The sequence below is a fragment of the Oribacterium sinus genome (genome assembly GCF_963537195.1).
GTDB lineage: Bacteria > Bacillota > Clostridia > Lachnospirales > Lachnospiraceae > Oribacterium > Oribacterium sinus_A.
Window position 1 is genome coordinate 1 of the sequence record NZ_CAUTEG010000061.1, and the last position, 13,821, is coordinate 13,821.

The 13,821-nt window shown below is 42.6% G+C and carries 15 protein-coding genes; 7 read left to right on the forward strand and 8 right to left on the reverse strand.

Annotated elements, in window-relative coordinates; all coding sequences use genetic code 11:
- The 5 genes from RYL27_RS07715 to RYL27_RS07735 form a co-directional block, all read left to right on the forward strand.
- Positions 1-623: lacto-N-biose phosphorylase central domain-containing protein (locus RYL27_RS07715; RefSeq protein WP_314966359.1), on the forward strand; the 623-nt coding region annotated here is incomplete at its 5' end.
- Positions 624-849: 226 nt separating this feature from the next.
- Positions 850-2,166 carry an ABC transporter substrate-binding protein gene (locus RYL27_RS07720; RefSeq protein WP_314966361.1) on the forward strand — a complete coding sequence of 439 codons (1,317 nt, stop codon included), beginning with the start codon at positions 850-852 and terminating at the stop codon, positions 2,164-2,166.
- 118 nt (positions 2,167-2,284) lie between these two features.
- A complete protein-coding gene (locus RYL27_RS07725) occupies positions 2,285-3,190 on the forward strand; it encodes a carbohydrate ABC transporter permease (protein ID WP_314832895.1) in 906 nt (301 codons plus the stop codon).
- A 155-nt stretch (positions 3,191-3,345) separates the two neighbouring features.
- Positions 3,346-4,230 carry a carbohydrate ABC transporter permease gene (locus RYL27_RS07730; RefSeq protein ID WP_314966363.1) on the forward strand — a complete coding sequence of 295 codons (885 nt, stop codon included), beginning with the start codon at positions 3,346-3,348 and terminating at the stop codon, positions 4,228-4,230.
- Positions 4,231-4,298: 68 nt separating this feature from the next.
- Positions 4,299-5,399: a phosphotransferase enzyme family protein gene (locus tag RYL27_RS07735; RefSeq protein ID WP_314966365.1), complete on the forward strand. Its 1,101-nt coding sequence runs from the start codon at positions 4,299-4,301 to the stop codon at positions 5,397-5,399.
- A gap of 213 nt (positions 5,400-5,612) precedes the next feature.
- Here the strand turns inward: RYL27_RS07735 and RYL27_RS07740 are convergent, their stop codons facing one another.
- The 8 genes from RYL27_RS07740 to RYL27_RS07775 form a co-directional block, all read right to left on the reverse strand.
- On the reverse strand, positions 5,613-6,893 hold the full coding sequence (locus tag RYL27_RS07740) for an SLC13 family permease (RefSeq protein ID WP_314966367.1): 1,281 nt from the start codon (positions 6,891-6,893) through the stop codon (positions 5,613-5,615).
- Between the two features lie 199 nt (positions 6,894-7,092).
- Positions 7,093-7,812 carry a nitroreductase family protein gene (locus RYL27_RS07745; protein WP_314966369.1) on the reverse strand — a complete coding sequence of 240 codons (720 nt, stop codon included), beginning with the start codon at positions 7,810-7,812 and terminating at the stop codon, positions 7,093-7,095.
- 213 nt (positions 7,813-8,025) lie between these two features.
- Complete coding sequence (locus tag RYL27_RS07750; RefSeq protein WP_314966371.1) at positions 8,026-8,190, reverse strand: hypothetical protein; 165 nt, start codon at positions 8,188-8,190, stop codon at positions 8,026-8,028.
- Between the two features lie 11 nt (positions 8,191-8,201).
- Positions 8,202-9,395: a flavodoxin domain-containing protein gene (locus RYL27_RS07755; protein ID WP_314966373.1), complete on the reverse strand. Its 1,194-nt coding sequence runs from the start codon at positions 9,393-9,395 to the stop codon at positions 8,202-8,204.
- Positions 9,396-9,438: 43 nt separating this feature from the next.
- Positions 9,439-10,089 (reverse strand): cupin domain-containing protein, encoded by a 651-nt coding sequence (locus tag RYL27_RS07760; RefSeq protein WP_314966374.1) that lies wholly within the window; start codon positions 10,087-10,089, stop codon positions 9,439-9,441.
- Between the two features lie 278 nt (positions 10,090-10,367).
- Entirely contained in the window at positions 10,368-10,631 is a 264-nt protein-coding gene (locus RYL27_RS07765) for a Txe/YoeB family addiction module toxin (protein ID WP_314966376.1), read from the reverse strand.
- Entirely contained in the window at positions 10,631-10,897 is a 267-nt protein-coding gene (locus RYL27_RS07770; protein ID WP_304072831.1) for a type II toxin-antitoxin system RelB/DinJ family antitoxin, read from the reverse strand. The genes RYL27_RS07765 and RYL27_RS07770 overlap by 1 nt, the downstream gene beginning before the upstream one ends.
- A 213-nt stretch (positions 10,898-11,110) precedes the next feature.
- The gene (locus tag RYL27_RS07775; protein ID WP_314966378.1) at positions 11,111-11,977 is read right to left on the reverse strand and encodes a DMT family transporter; all 867 of its coding nucleotides are present in this window, start codon (positions 11,975-11,977) and stop codon (positions 11,111-11,113) included.
- Positions 11,978-12,202: 225 nt separating this feature from the next.
- Here RYL27_RS07775 and RYL27_RS07780 point away from each other — a divergent pair, with 225 nt between their 5' ends.
- Together RYL27_RS07780 and RYL27_RS07785 are read left to right on the forward strand one after the other, a co-directional pair.
- Positions 12,203-13,162: a helix-turn-helix domain-containing protein gene (locus tag RYL27_RS07780; RefSeq protein ID WP_314966380.1), complete on the forward strand. Its 960-nt coding sequence runs from the start codon at positions 12,203-12,205 to the stop codon at positions 13,160-13,162.
- Between the two features lie 245 nt (positions 13,163-13,407).
- The coding region (locus RYL27_RS07785) for an ABC transporter substrate-binding protein (protein ID WP_314966383.1) at positions 13,408-13,821 on the forward strand (414 nt) is incomplete at its 3' end.

A 13,821-nucleotide genomic window follows, 5' to 3' on the forward strand; every position in this document is an offset into this window, starting at 1 on the left:
CCGGTGGAGAAATCTGGCAAGATGAAAGGCTTTGCACTATGATTCGCCAGTTTGTCTATGAAGGTGGGGGCTTTATCGGTGTGGGAGAACCCTGCGCTACGCAGTATCAGGGCAGCTTCTTCCAGCTTTCCGATGTGCTGGGTGTAGAGAAGGAGCTGGGCTTCAGCCTGTCTACAGACAAGTATTTTAAAACGGAAAAGACCGCTCACTTCTTACTGGAAGACTTTTCCAAAGAAGAGCTTTCCTTTGGAGAGAGCAAGAAAAACATTTACGCAACAGATAAAGATACAGAGATTTTGGAATACAGCGACGGTTCTGTGCACCTTTCTTCCCATGCTTTCGGAAAGGGGCGAGGCATCTATATGGCAGGACTTCCCTACTCTCCGAAAAACACCAGACTTCTTTTACGGGCTCTTTTATACAGCTGCGGTAAGGAAAATGAATATGCTCTCTACCAGGCCACAAACCCGAGCTGTGAAGTTCATGCCTATCCGGAAAAGGGACTGCTTGCGGTTTTAAACAATAGTCAAGTGCCTCAAGATACCGACTATTATGACGGAAAGGGAAGGCTACAGGAAATCCATTTGGAAGCCGGGGAAATGCAGTGGCATAAAGAAGCATAGAGCAGAAAAGTAGATGGCATGATAAGCCAGAGCAGTACGAAGTTAAAAGGATAAATGCTTTACACAATCGTATAAAGATTATTTAGGAAATTCTCCCTATACTTAGAAGAAAATAACAGATGTTTTTGTTTCTTCTATATAATTCATAAAAAATAAGAAGAAGCAGGACAAAGAGAGGAAATCCCCTACAGTAAGCAAGGGAATTTTCTGGAAAACGGAGGAAAATATGAAAAGAAAATTATTGTATCCCATCGCCGTTATGGCATCCTTAGCACTTGCGCTTACAGCATGCGGCGGCAGCCAGACAAAGGAAAGCGCAAAAGATGAGAAAAGCGAAAGCAAGGCAGAAGCAGGCAGCGAAGCGGAAAAGGCTGATGCTTCCGCACAGAGTGGAGACGGATTAGTATACTGGTCTATGTGGGAGGCTACAGAGCCACAGGGACAGGCTTTGAAAGAAGCGATTGATGCTTTCACCAAGGATACCGGCATCGCCGTAGATGTACAGTTTAAGGGAAGAACCGGAATCCGTGAAGGATTACAGCCCGCACTGGATGCCGGAACCAACATTGACCTTTTCGATGAGGATATCGACCGTGTAAACAAGACCTGGTCCGACTATCTTTTGGATCTAGAGGAATTGGCAAAGGCAAATGACTATGAGGAAACAGCAAATGCCGGTTTGATTGCAGCTTGTAGAGAAGTAGGCGGAGGAACTTTAAAGTCTATTCCTTACCAGCCAAACGTATTTGCTTTCTTCTACAATAAGGCAATCTTTGAAGAAGCAGGTGTAAAGGAAGTACCAAAGACCTGGGAGGAACTGGATAAGGCTTGTGCATTAATCAAGGAAAAGGGCTATGCTCCTATCACCAGTGATGACGCTTATATCTTAAGCAGCTTCGGATACCACCTGTCCAGAATCAATGGTTATGAGAAGGCCTCTCAGATTGTAAAAGACGGAAAATGGGATGATCCTTCCGTTCTTGCAGTGGCTAAGGCTTACGAAGACTTTGCCAAGAAAGGCTATTTCTCCGAGAGCATTGCTTCCAATGTTTGGCCTGCAGGACAGAACCAGGAATTGGCTGCAGGAACTGCTGCAATCTACTTAAACGGTTCTTGGCTTCCAAACGAAGTAAAAGATATTGCCGGTGACGACTTCCAGTGGGGATGCTTTAGCTATCCTGCAGTAGAAAACGGAGTAGATGGCATTGAAGCAGCGAACTTCGGAGCACAGGTATTGGCAATCAACAAGAATTCCAAGCATGCTGAAGATGCATTCAAGTTAATCACCTACTTCACCAAAGGTAAGTACGACCAGAAGCTTTCCGAGATGTCTTTGGGAATTCCTGCAGACAGCGACAATAAGGAATGGCCTGAGATTTTATCCTCTGTAAAGCCTGTTATGGAGAGCTTAAAGACTCGTTATCCTTGGGCAGCTTCCGCAGAAGATAATGCTGATATGACTCCGATCTTAAAGGAGAACTTCACAAAGCTTTGCGGCGGCAGCATCACTGCTGAAGAGTTTGTAAAGAATTTACAGAAGTAATGAAATAGTAAAACGACATTTGACGCTGTGAAAAAAGGAAATCAGGGTCCTCCTCTAATCCGGGGAGGGAAATGCCCTAAAACTTCTTTTTTCACAGCCAATTTTTTAGGAGGCTACAGTGAAAAAGAATTCTGCTATACTATTTGCCTTTGTCAGTCCTGCGGCAATTCTCTTTCTTTTGGTGTTTCTTTATCCCATCCTGAGAACCTTGTGTATGAGTTTCTTTAAGATCGACGGGGTAACGGATACCTTTTCAAAATGGCAATTTGTGGGATTGGAAAACTATCAAAAGCTATTAAGCACCACCCTTTTCCGGATTTCTATGGGAAATCTCTTCCGGATTTGGGCTTTGGGGGGAATCCTGGTGCTCAGCCTTTCCCTTCTTTTTGCCGTAATTATAACCTCCGGCATTCGTGGCAAAAGCTTTTTCCGTGCCATGATTTATCTTCCCAATATTGTTTCTGCAGTAGCCTTAGCCACCATGTGGCTCCAGTATGTTTACAGCCCGAAATTCGGCTTATTGAAGAGCTTTTTCACCATGCTTCATCTGGATAAACTGGCCAAGATTCAATGGCTTAGCAATGACCATAAGTTTATGGCTCTTTTGATTGCCTATTGCTTCGGTATGGTGGGCTATCATATGTTGATTTTTGCCAGCGGTATCGAGAGAATCAGCGGAGACTACTTTGAAGCTGCCACCTTAGACGGCGCCAATAGACTCCAGCAATTCCGACATATTACCCTTCCTCTTTTAAAGGGAATGTTCCATACCAATATCACCATGTGGTCTGTCAGCAGCGTAGGCTTCTTCGTCTGGTCCCAGCTTTTCTCCACGGTAACGGCAGACACCCAGACCATTACTCCTATGGTCTATATGTATATGCAGATTTTCGGAGCGGGAAACAGTGTTACGGAGCGAAATGCGGGAATCGGAGCCGCGGTGGGGGTTTGCTTAAGCCTTTGCGTAGTCCTAATCTTCCAGCTTTGTAACCGCCTTTTCCGGGACAAGGATTTGGAGTTCTAGATTTGCTGAAAATACTATCGCTAAGATTCTAAAGTATTTTCCGTTATAAAAAATCTTATTCTTAAATCCAGGATGGCTAAATCATTTTTTCAAAAGTCCGTAAAGCTAGTCTGTGTAAAGATAGAATAGGAACGTAAACAAGAAGGAGAAACAATATGTCATTCTTTGCCAAAGAAAAAACTTATAGAGAACCCATACGGTGGCAGAAAGAGCTGCGTTTAGCCCCTGCTTATCTGTTGCTTTTGATTTGGATTTTCTTCACCGTGATTTTGCTGGGTTGGGTGGTTTTGGCCAGTTTTTCCACCACCAAGGAAATCTTTGCCAATAAATTGCTTTCCTCCGGTTTCCACTGGGAGAATTACGAAAAGGCCTGGGTCAATTCCGATGTATCCACCATCTTTTTTAACTCTCTCTTTTATTCTCTGAGCTCCGTTTTTCTTTTGGTTTTGGTCTGTGCACCGGCAGCCTATGCTCTTTCCCGTTTTTCCTTTAGGGGAAATCAGCTCATGCAAAATGCCTTTGTGGCCTCCATGGGTGTACCGGTAGTCATGATTGTCCTTCCTCTCTTTGCCATGGTGGCAGGACTGGACATTTTAAATCATGTAATCCCCAACAAGCTTACCCTGATTTTCCTCTATGTAGGCATCAATGTACCTTACACCACCATTTTCCTGATGGGCTTTTTCGCCAATATTTCCAGAGCCTTTGAAGAGGCGGCCGCCATTGACGGTTGTCCTCCCGGAAAATGCTTTTGGCAGATCATGCTGCCTATGGCACAGCCCGGCATTATCACTGTCAGCATTTTCAACTTTATCAATGTCTGGAACGAGTACTTTATCTCCTTAATCTTCGGAAACTCCGACCAGGTGCGTTCTGTGGCGGTAGGACTCTACTCCATGATTAACTCCATGAAATATACCGGAGACTGGGCAGGGATGTTTGCCTCTGTCATCATTGTCTTCTTACCCACCTTTGTACTCTACCTCTTCCTTTCCGAGCGAATTATTGCCGGAGTAACCGGAGGCGGTGTAAAGGGATAAAAAGCGTAAATCCTTGCAGTGCAAAGCTGCAGTTTTTTCCTCATGCTATTTTTTGAAAAGGAAGTCCTATGAAAAACAAATTAACAAATGAAGAATTGAAAAATGCCCTTTCCCGATTTGCCTTAGAGGGAGAGGTAAAATCCTGTAGCCCCTACGGTTCGGGGCATATCAATGATACCTTTTTGGTGGAAGCCGGCAGAAAATATATTCTGCAACGAATCAATAGTGAAATCTTCACAAAACCCAGGGAGTTGATGGAAAATGTAGACCTGGTCTGCCGCTTTATGACGGAAGAAATCAAGAAACAGGGCGGAAATCCGGAACGGGAAAGCTTGCAGATTATCAAAACCAAGGACGGAAGCCTCTACTACGAAGACGAGATGAAGAATTTTTTCCGAATGTATCTCTATATTACCGACTGTAAGGCCTTTGACCTTGTAGAAAAACCGGAACACTTTTATGAAAGTGCCTATGCCTTTGGACATTTTCAAAAGCTGCTTTCTGACTTTCCCGCAGAAAAATTGCATGAGACCATTCCCCACTTCCATGACAGCCCACAGCGTTTTCAGCATTTTCTGAAGGCTGTAGAAGAGGATAAATACGATAGAAAAAAAGATTGTGAAGAGGAAATTCAGTTTTTCCTCTCCCATGAGAAAGACTTGTCCTATGCTTTGGCGCTTTTGAAAAAGGGAGAATTGCCGCTACGGGTAAGCCACAACGACACCAAGTTAAACAATGTACTCTTTGATGCTAATACGGAGAGGGCTCTTTGCATCATTGACTTGGATACTGTCATGCCCGGACTTTCCATCTTTGATTTTGGAGATGCCATCCGCTTTGGTGCCAACACCGGAGCGGAGGACGAAGAGGATTTGAGCAAAATCTCTCTGTCTCTTCCCCTCTTTTCCCTCTATACCAAGGGCTTTTTAGAGGCCTGCGGAAGCTCTCTTTGGGAGAAAGAGATTCTTTCCCTACCGGAAGGCGCAAAGATTATGACTTTAGAATGCGGCATGCGCTTCCTCACCGATTATTTGCAGGGGGACAGCTACTTCCATGTGAAGAAGCCGGGACATAACCTGGATCGTGCCAGAACCCAGATTGCCCTGGTAAAGGATATGGAAAAGAAATGGACGGCGATGAAGGAAGAAGTACAGAAATACCTTCCTTAAAGCAAAAAGGAGCTACAAAAAATCAAAATATAAAGAGATTTTCGGCAATATAGGTTTGAATGAGGGGTAGTCTGAGCCCGTCGGTACTTGCGAAAAACAAGAGAATCGCAGTTTTTCGCTTAGTATCCGCTACGTGGCGAAGCTAGCGAGAGCGTGCCCCAAATTCAGACCTATATTGCATAGAAAATTATTTTGATTTTTTACAGCTCCTTTTTATCTCCAAATAAACCAGACAAAGAGGTAACCGGTGCCTGCCGCGGCCAGGGTAAAGGGGATTCCGATTTTCATAAATTCGCCGAAGCCTACTTTGTAGCCCTCCTGCTTCAGCATTCCTACTGCTGTGATATTGGCACTGGCTCCGATGGGAGTGATATTTCCGCCCAAAGTTGCTCCGGTTAAGAGTCCAAAATACAGAAGATAGGGTTCAATCTGTAAAAGCTGGCAAATACCGGTAATGATGGGAAGCATGGTTGCCACATAGGGAATGTTATCAATAAAGGCAGAAAAGATTACGGAACCCCAAACAATAATACTGTACAAAAGGAAAAGATTGTTTCCTCCCAGCTTTACGATTCCTTCCGCCGCAAGGTCTATTAAGCCCACATCGGTAATGCCCTGAATCACAAGGAAAAGCCCCATCAAAATCATAAGAGTTTCTCTATCCACAGAAAGCAAAGACTTCTTGAGATTTTCCGGCATTTTCTTCACATGAAAATCCACCGCCATACAGATGACGGCGATAACGCAACAAATCAAGCCGTTAATAATACCGGGAGTATTGGGAATGAAGGAGGCCACAATCAGAGAAACCACCACCCCGATTAAAGCAATACTGGGAAAATATCCCTCTACCTCGGTTTTTTCCGTAGCCTCCACCGGCTGACGGAATTTTCTAAACAAAAGCATCATAATCGGCACGGTCGCCATGGCTCCCAGCTCTACGGAAAAGAACATTCCCGGTTTTCCCTTCATAAAGAAAAACTCCATGAAGTTCATCTTGGCATAGCCCCCCAACATAATGGAAGTAGTATCCCCTACCAGGGTTGCCGCTCCTTGTAAATTGGAGGACACCGCAATGGATAAAAGCATGGGAACCGGGCTGATTTTGATTTTCTTACAAATGGCAAGTCCCACCGGGGCAATCATCAAAACCGTAGCCACATTGTCGATGAAGGCGGATACTGATCCTGCAAATAAGGACATCAAAATGATAACCCACATCACATTGGAACATTTATCCAATATAATCTCTGCCAGACGGTTGGGCATCTTGGATTCAATAAAGTAATACACGATGACCATGGTTCCGCCAATCATCATTATCACGTTCCAGTTAATGACGGACAGGAGGTAGAGGGGATTTCTCTGTAATATACCTAATCCCACAAAAAGGAGGGCCACCGCCCAAATGGCATATAGCCTCCATTCCTGTTTTACAATCATCACCACATACATGAGAATAAACAAAATCAATGCAATACTTTGTAATGGCATCCCTACTGCTCCTTTACTGTAAAATATCCGGTCTCACTAGCTTGCTTCCTATACCACTGTTTTATAGTCGCTCTATGATCGCTTTATACGGATTTATCTCACTTTCTTACCCTAATACTACTAGGCAAAGAAAAAACTCCCGCAAAGCAGGAGCTGTTTTTCCTTTGTTATGCTATTGTGCCCTAAGCTATTAAGAATGTCAAGAATTCTCTTCTTTTTGATACTTCGCCTCATTTCCAAAGGGGAAAGTTCCCTCTCCTACCCCTTTCAGAAAATGATACTTGGCAATCCCTAAATCCACCATGTCCATATCGTAGTTATCCGGCACGGAAGCTCGAAGTTCCCCATGCTCATAAAAGAACTTCGGCTTTTGCTTATTTAAAGCACTGGGCGCTAAGGCTACCGCCTCCATCCCCTCCTGAATCCAATGAGGGTAGGAATCCTGTCCGGAAATGCGTTCATGCCAAGGCTTTTTCTTCATAGGGAATAAACTGCCGATCAGCTTTCTACCGATTCCCTCTTCTCCACTGTGTCCAAGCGCAATTACCGCCTGAATATGCTCATCCTCCGGATAGCAGAAGCTTTCCCGGTCAAAGGTTCCTCCAACCCAGCAGCTCCCTATTCCCAGATCTTCCACAAACAGTACCAGCTCTTCCCCATAGAAACCGATTTTCTCCCGAAAATGGGCAAGTCCCGCATTTCCCTTTAAGAGAATTAAACTGCGAACATTTTTGAAAAGCCCGTAGCTTTTCCGAAAATCCTGAAATGCTCTACTGCCGTCTTCTTCAAACTCTATCGTAAGTCCTGTTTCCAGATTGATTGCAGAAATTTTATTTTGAATCGCCGCCATTTCCTCCTCGGACAGAGGAGCAGGAGTGAAAATACGATGTGATTTACGATGTAGGATTGCGTCTGTCATGCTTTTCTTCAAATAGCCTTTCTTTTTAGAATTTATTTCTTTCGTTTTCCTTCAGCATTTATAGCTATTACGAAATTTATTATTGTTACCAAGCTTTGCGCCGACTTCTTCTCTATTTTCAGTAGAAGAAAATACCCTTCCTAGTATAGAAAGTTTTTTGCAAAAAGCAAGGGAGAGGATGTCACTTCCCCTCCCTCTACTACATATCGTATTTCATTTCCGCTTACTACGAAAATATGCCCGTACATTCTCAGCTGATAAATATCCCTCTTCTTCCCCGGAGCGCCTTCCTTCATTTAGTTCACGCATAAGTCGAAGCATGGTTTTCGTTTTCTCAAATTCTTCGTCCTCTGCAATATCTCGACAGTATGTAGCCATGCTTCCCTCTCCTACTCTGCTTTTAACAATGCGCTTACCAACGCAGGAATCGCCGCAAAATCCTCTTCCTTGGCCACCCATTCCGCCCGAATATTTTCAGGAATGACATTATAGCCTGCTCCCTTTAAGGACTCCTGTAAAACCTTCACGGACTCTCCGCTCCAGCCATAACAGCCGAAAGCAGCTGCCTTTTTCTTCTTAAACTTCAGCTGCTTTAAAAACTCAAGCCAGCCTGCCACCGGGGACAAAATGGAATTTGCCACCGTAGGAGAACCTACTGCAAGGGCTTTCGACTTAAAGACCTCCGTCATTACTTCATTTTTATCCGACTTGGAAATGTTAAAAACCTTCACTACCGTATCCGGACTTTGCCGATGAATCTCCTCCGCAATGCTGTAGGCAATCTTTGTCGTACCTTCCCACATGGTATCAAAGGCAATCGTCACCTGATTTTCCTGATAATCTTGAGCCCATTCCGCATATTTTTCCACAATCTGCATGGGGTTTTCCCGCCAGATGGCTCCATGGGAAGGAGCAATCATTTCAATAGGCAGATTCAAAGCCGTAATCTCCTCCAGCTTTTTCCGTAAAATCGGAGCAAAGGGAGCCACGATATTGGCATAGTACTTCATGGCTTCCTTCATGAGAACGCATTGATTTGCCTTATCGTTAAAAAGCTCCTCCACTGCATAATGCTGTCCGAAGGCATCCATGGAGAAAAGGATATTGTCCCCGGTTAAGAAAGTTGCCATGGAATCCGGCCAGTGGAGCATCCGCATTTCCAGGAAAATAAGCTTCTTTCCGTTTCCGATATCCAAGGAGTCTCCGGTCTTAACCACATGGAAATTCCAGTCCCTCTTGCCATACTGCCCCTCAATGCTTTTCACCGCATTTGCCGTACAATAAATAGGCACATCCGGAATCTCCTCCAAAATGGTGGTAAGAGAGCCGGAATGGTCGCACTCCCCATGATTTGCCACGATGAAATCAATTTTTTTCAAATCAATTTCTTTTTTCAGATTCTCCACAAAGTCAAAACGATGAGGAGTCCAAACCGTATCCATCAAAACCGTCTTTTCTTCCTCGATGAGATAGGCATTTTGGCTGGAACCATTAATAATGGAATAATCATCTCCATGAAAATGCTGTAATTCCCAGTCGATATAGCCTATCCAACTGACATTTCCCTTTACTGCTTTTCTCATCTTATTCTCCCAAAGAATTCTCTTATGTACTCTAAATGTTCTCTTATGCCAAACTGATTAACAAAGCCATTTTGAAATTTCCCTTGGCTGTTACTGCATGCCGACCTGCCTTGGCAAAATGGAACTCTTCTCCGGCATGAATTACATGGTCCACACCCTCATACTGAATCACTGCTTCCCCTTCCAGAGCAAATACCATAGCCTCTCCCGGCGCTGCATGCTCGGAAAGGCCGGTTCCCTCAGAAAAGGACATCAGCACAAACTTCATTTTCTCATTGTGCATCAAATCCATGTTCACAATCTTCCCCTCCTGATAGGGGAGTAAGTCTGCCAAACGAAAAACCTCACCTGCTTTTACCGCTTCATTCATAAAATCTTCCCTCCTTATGGAAATTTCTGTGTATACTGCGCCTTTTTCACTACGGATCCCCACCGGTTTCTCCACCGGGGTGAGAATGGCCTGCCCCTTGGAAAGGAACTTCCCTTCTCCTTCTCCGTAAACTTCTATCTCCCCCTCAGCTACGAAAAGTAACTTATGATAGGAGTAAAGCTCTGCACTGATATCCGTCTTCTCCGCCATGGAAAAATAAATAACGGCGTTTTCTCCCGGATGAATCTGCTTGGATACGGTACAGCCCCGTACCGGTGGATTCTCTCTTGCTATGAAAAACACTTCTCCGACTTTTTCTTTCATAAGCCTCCTTTCTTTGCCGAAGGACTTTGATTTTGAAAATGCTTTAGGCTTTAAAAACATTGTTTTTGAAGTCTCTTTAAGCTCTAAAAAGTTTTGCCCTAGAAACGCTTTAAACTTTAGATTTATAAAGGTCTTGCATCTTTAAATCCTTCTTACAAAGTCTATTGTATACAATATAAAAGATGTGTTTGTTGCAAATGCAACAAATGAATCTAACAAAAGCAAAAAAGAATTTTTACCGATATATCTCATACAGATGCTTTCTACAATTAGATACATTATTTATCGCCATAATGAGAACCACATTCTGCAATTTCCAGCATATCTCCCACAATACGAAAAACAATCCGATTCTTTTCATCGATTCTTGCACCCCAAAAGCCGGACAAATTACCTGATAATTTTTCCGGTTTTCCAATACAATTATATCCATTTCTATCTATGTCTTTCAAAATTTTATTTATTCTTCTTAGTGTTTTCTTATCTTGTTCCTGCCAGTATAAATATTCCTCCCACGCTTCATCATGCCATATTTTTCTCATTATTCGGCCTCAATAAGCTCATGCTCATGTATCTTATATCCGGCCTTCATCTCCGCAACTCGTCTTTCCAAAGTAGCTAAATGTTCACTACTATAAAACGTGTCTCTCTCTGTTGTAATTTCAAATGGAATTCTTCTTTCACGAACTACCGTTTTAGCAAAAATGCAAAATGCTGTAGTCATATTCATCCCCACATCAGAACAAAACTCATCAAACTGTTTCTTTAAATCTTCATCCATACGAACACTAATACTCGTCTGTGCCATAAGAAAGCCTCCTTATCTGTATTGAATTTTAGAATCATTTTCTATATAGTATATATACATTGTATTATATTTTCAATGCAATGTATATATAATTATTGTTAATTTGGTAATTTGCATTATAAAGTAAATCACCATACTAATCTTTAAAAATTGATTCACTAATCAAGATAATTTATTCACTATTCTTTTAAGGAAATACTAACTCTTTATCAACTAACTCTGCTTCCATTTCCAAAGAGCCGTTCCGAAAATGAGGGCATACCCCACAAAGCTATAAACGTCCGGGACTTCCCCAAAAACCACAAAGCCTAATAAAGCCGCAAAGAGCACCTGAGAATAGTCAAAGACGGATATTTCCTTAGCCGGCGCATAGGCATAAGCCTTGGTCACAAAGATCTGTCCCACCGCCGCACTGCAGCCCGCTAAAATCAAATATACTGTTTGATGTATAGACATTGGCTTGTATTGAAAAAGAAAAAACGGAAGCAATACCAGCACCGAGAACATGGAAAAAGAAAAAACCACTACCGGTCCTTTCACACCCCCTAATCCCACCTTACGAACAAAAGTATAGGCTGTTCCCGCCGAAAATCCACCAAAAAGTGCCACCAGTGCGGGAAGCCCCACGATTCCCTGCCCGGGCTTCACCACAAAGGCTGCTCCCAGCAAAGCTAAAAGCACGGAAACAATCGCCATCTTATTGGGCTTTTCTCCCAAAATAAAAATAGACATTACAATAGCAAAGAAAGGCGCCATTTTCTGTAAAATACTGGCATCTCCCAGCTTCAGATACGTAATGGCCCAGAAGTTACAAAGAATCCCCAAGGTTCCAAAACAGCAACGAAGTAACAAAGGAATTCTAAGCTCCTTGGGGACAGAATAACGTATTCCCTGTTGCCGCATCATCACAAAGGCAATCAAAGCTGCCACACAATTTCGAAACATTGCCTTCTGCATGGTAGGTACATCTCCTGAAAGCTTCACAAAAAAAGCCATTCCTGCAAAGCCTGCTGCTGAAAGGATTATGGAAATGATTCCCTTTATTTTACGGTCTTTTTCTACTCTGATTTCTTCTTTCATTTATACTACTCTACTTTCTAAACTAAATATACTGTCTTATTATAACGAAGATGAAATAAAACAGCCAGCCTAGTCCATCTACAATTCTCCCCAACATATCCTCATTTTAATCCACCCCTATAAACTCTCTATTCCTTTTCTCCTATAAAGCCTTTATACTGAAAACACTTGAACAAATAAGCCTCTATTCCAATTGAAAGTATACAGAAAGTTTGACGGCATCCTATGTACAGCGCTATTGATAATATTCATTTTCATTTTTTATATATTGATCGCTATTCCTTTGGTCGGAATTGGATCTTTCCGGAAAGCAGTATTCCCTACAACATGCTCCGTTACATTGAATCCGGAACAGCCAGCTTCTTTATAGATTCTCAGGAGTATTCTGTAAAAAAGGATCAAATCATCTATATCCCCAAAGGAAGTCAGCTCTCCTGCTTTGCCACCAGCAGTCATTTTTCCTTCACCAGTATTCGTTTTACCAGTTCTGTGTTTTTTGAAGGAGGGGACTTACTGGGGGATTATTATCATTTGCCGAAGATTATGGAGGGTAAGGGAGAAAGCTTTTATTTTGATGAAATGTATCAATGGGTCAAAAAAAACAGTCCCGCTAAGATGTTCTTTGTCAGGGGGTATTTAGAGCTATTGATTGCCTCTCTCATTGCCAAAGTGAATCCGGAAAGAGAGCAAGAAGAGTTTCCTCCTATTTCTTTGAATACTAAAAATGATATAGAAGAACAAGCTAAAAACTCATCTAATTTATCTTCTCAAAGTCAGCCTTCTTCATGTTCAAAAAAGGAAGCCACAGAAGAACAGGACTTAGCAAAAATCAGAAATCAAATCAAAAAATCCGGTACCGGAATGGATTCTCGCATCCAAGGAGTAGTGGATTATATTCTCTTACATCCCAATGAAAAATATTCTCCTAGCCGTTTAGCGGAAATGGCGGAATTAAGCAAGCAAAGATTTACGGCTCTATTCAGTTCCCAGCTTGGAAAGTCTCCTATGGTCTATATCAAAGAGTTAAAGCTTACCACTGCTGCCAGAAAATTACTGGTTTCCAACCTTCACATCAACGATATTGCCTATGAACTGGGCTATGAAGATACCAATTACTTTATTCGTGAATTTAAACGAGCATTTGGCTGTACTCCCAAGCAATACCGTCAGATTGCAAAAGAATAAAAAATATTTCTTATCTGAATATGGTTGCAAAAGATATATCTTATTGATAGTAAAAATTCTGTTTTTCAAGTGTAAAATGCTATTATTAAGTCTATTTTCTATGGAATCGTCTAATTTTTTCCTATATCATACAAATTAATCAGTTATTATACACAAAGAAATATTGCAAGTCCCAAAAGGAACTTGCAAACAAGATGCCCTAGGATTCCCCTATAGCACTTGCATATTAATAAGGAGGACGATTTATGAGAAAAAAGATTTTAAGCGCTATGCTGAGTCTGACAATGCTTTGCACAGCTCTGAGCGGATGCGGCAGCAGTGCCGCAAAGGAGGAAAGTAAAGCTCCGGAGCAAAAGAGTAGCGAAGTAAAGGGCAGTGAGGAAAAGGCGGAAGCTAATGCTGAATTGGAAGGAGATATCACCTTCTGGCATTCCTTTACCCAGGGACCAAGATTGGAAACCATTCAGGAGGCTGCGGATAAGTTCATGGAGGAACATCCAAAGGTTACTATCAAGATTGAAACCTTTTCCTGGAATGACTTTTACACCAAGTGGACCACAGGACTTGCCTCCGGCAATGTGCCCGACATGAGCACCGCCCTGGTTGGTCAAGTTTCCGAAATGATTAACTCCGACGCGATTATTCCGCTGAACGGATTG

Excerpts from the sequence above, each read along its gene's own strand:
- RYL27_RS07720 (WP_314966361.1), top strand. The coding sequence starts at position 850 with ATGAAAAGAAAATTATTGTATCCCATCGCCGTTATGGCATCCTTAGCA.
- RYL27_RS07730 (WP_314966363.1), top strand. The coding sequence starts at position 3,346 with ATGTCATTCTTTGCCAAAGAAAAAACTTATAGAGAACCCATACGGTGG.
- RYL27_RS07735 (WP_314966365.1), top strand. The coding sequence starts at position 4,299 with ATGAAAAACAAATTAACAAATGAAGAATTGAAAAATGCCCTTTCCCGA.
- RYL27_RS07740 (WP_314966367.1), bottom strand. The coding sequence starts at position 6,893 with ATGCCATTACAAAGTATTGCATTGATTTTGTTTATTCTCATGTATGTG.
- RYL27_RS07745 (WP_314966369.1), bottom strand. The coding sequence starts at position 7,812 with ATGACAGACGCAATCCTACATCGTAAATCACATCGTATTTTCACTCCT.
- RYL27_RS07750 (WP_314966371.1), bottom strand. The coding sequence starts at position 8,190 with ATGGCTACATACTGTCGAGATATTGCAGAGGACGAAGAATTTGAGAAA.
- RYL27_RS07755 (WP_314966373.1), bottom strand. The coding sequence starts at position 9,395 with ATGAGAAAAGCAGTAAAGGGAAATGTCAGTTGGATAGGCTATATCGAC.
- RYL27_RS07760 (WP_314966374.1), bottom strand. The coding sequence starts at position 10,089 with ATGAAAGAAAAAGTCGGAGAAGTGTTTTTCATAGCAAGAGAGAATCCA.
- RYL27_RS07765 (WP_314966376.1), bottom strand. The coding sequence starts at position 10,631 with ATGAGAAAAATATGGCATGATGAAGCGTGGGAGGAATATTTATACTGG.
- RYL27_RS07770 (WP_304072831.1), bottom strand. The coding sequence starts at position 10,897 with ATGGCACAGACGAGTATTAGTGTTCGTATGGATGAAGATTTAAAGAAA.
- RYL27_RS07775 (WP_314966378.1), bottom strand. The coding sequence starts at position 11,977 with ATGAAAGAAGAAATCAGAGTAGAAAAAGACCGTAAAATAAAGGGAATC.
- RYL27_RS07780 (WP_314966380.1), top strand. The coding sequence starts at position 12,203 with ATGTACAGCGCTATTGATAATATTCATTTTCATTTTTTATATATTGAT.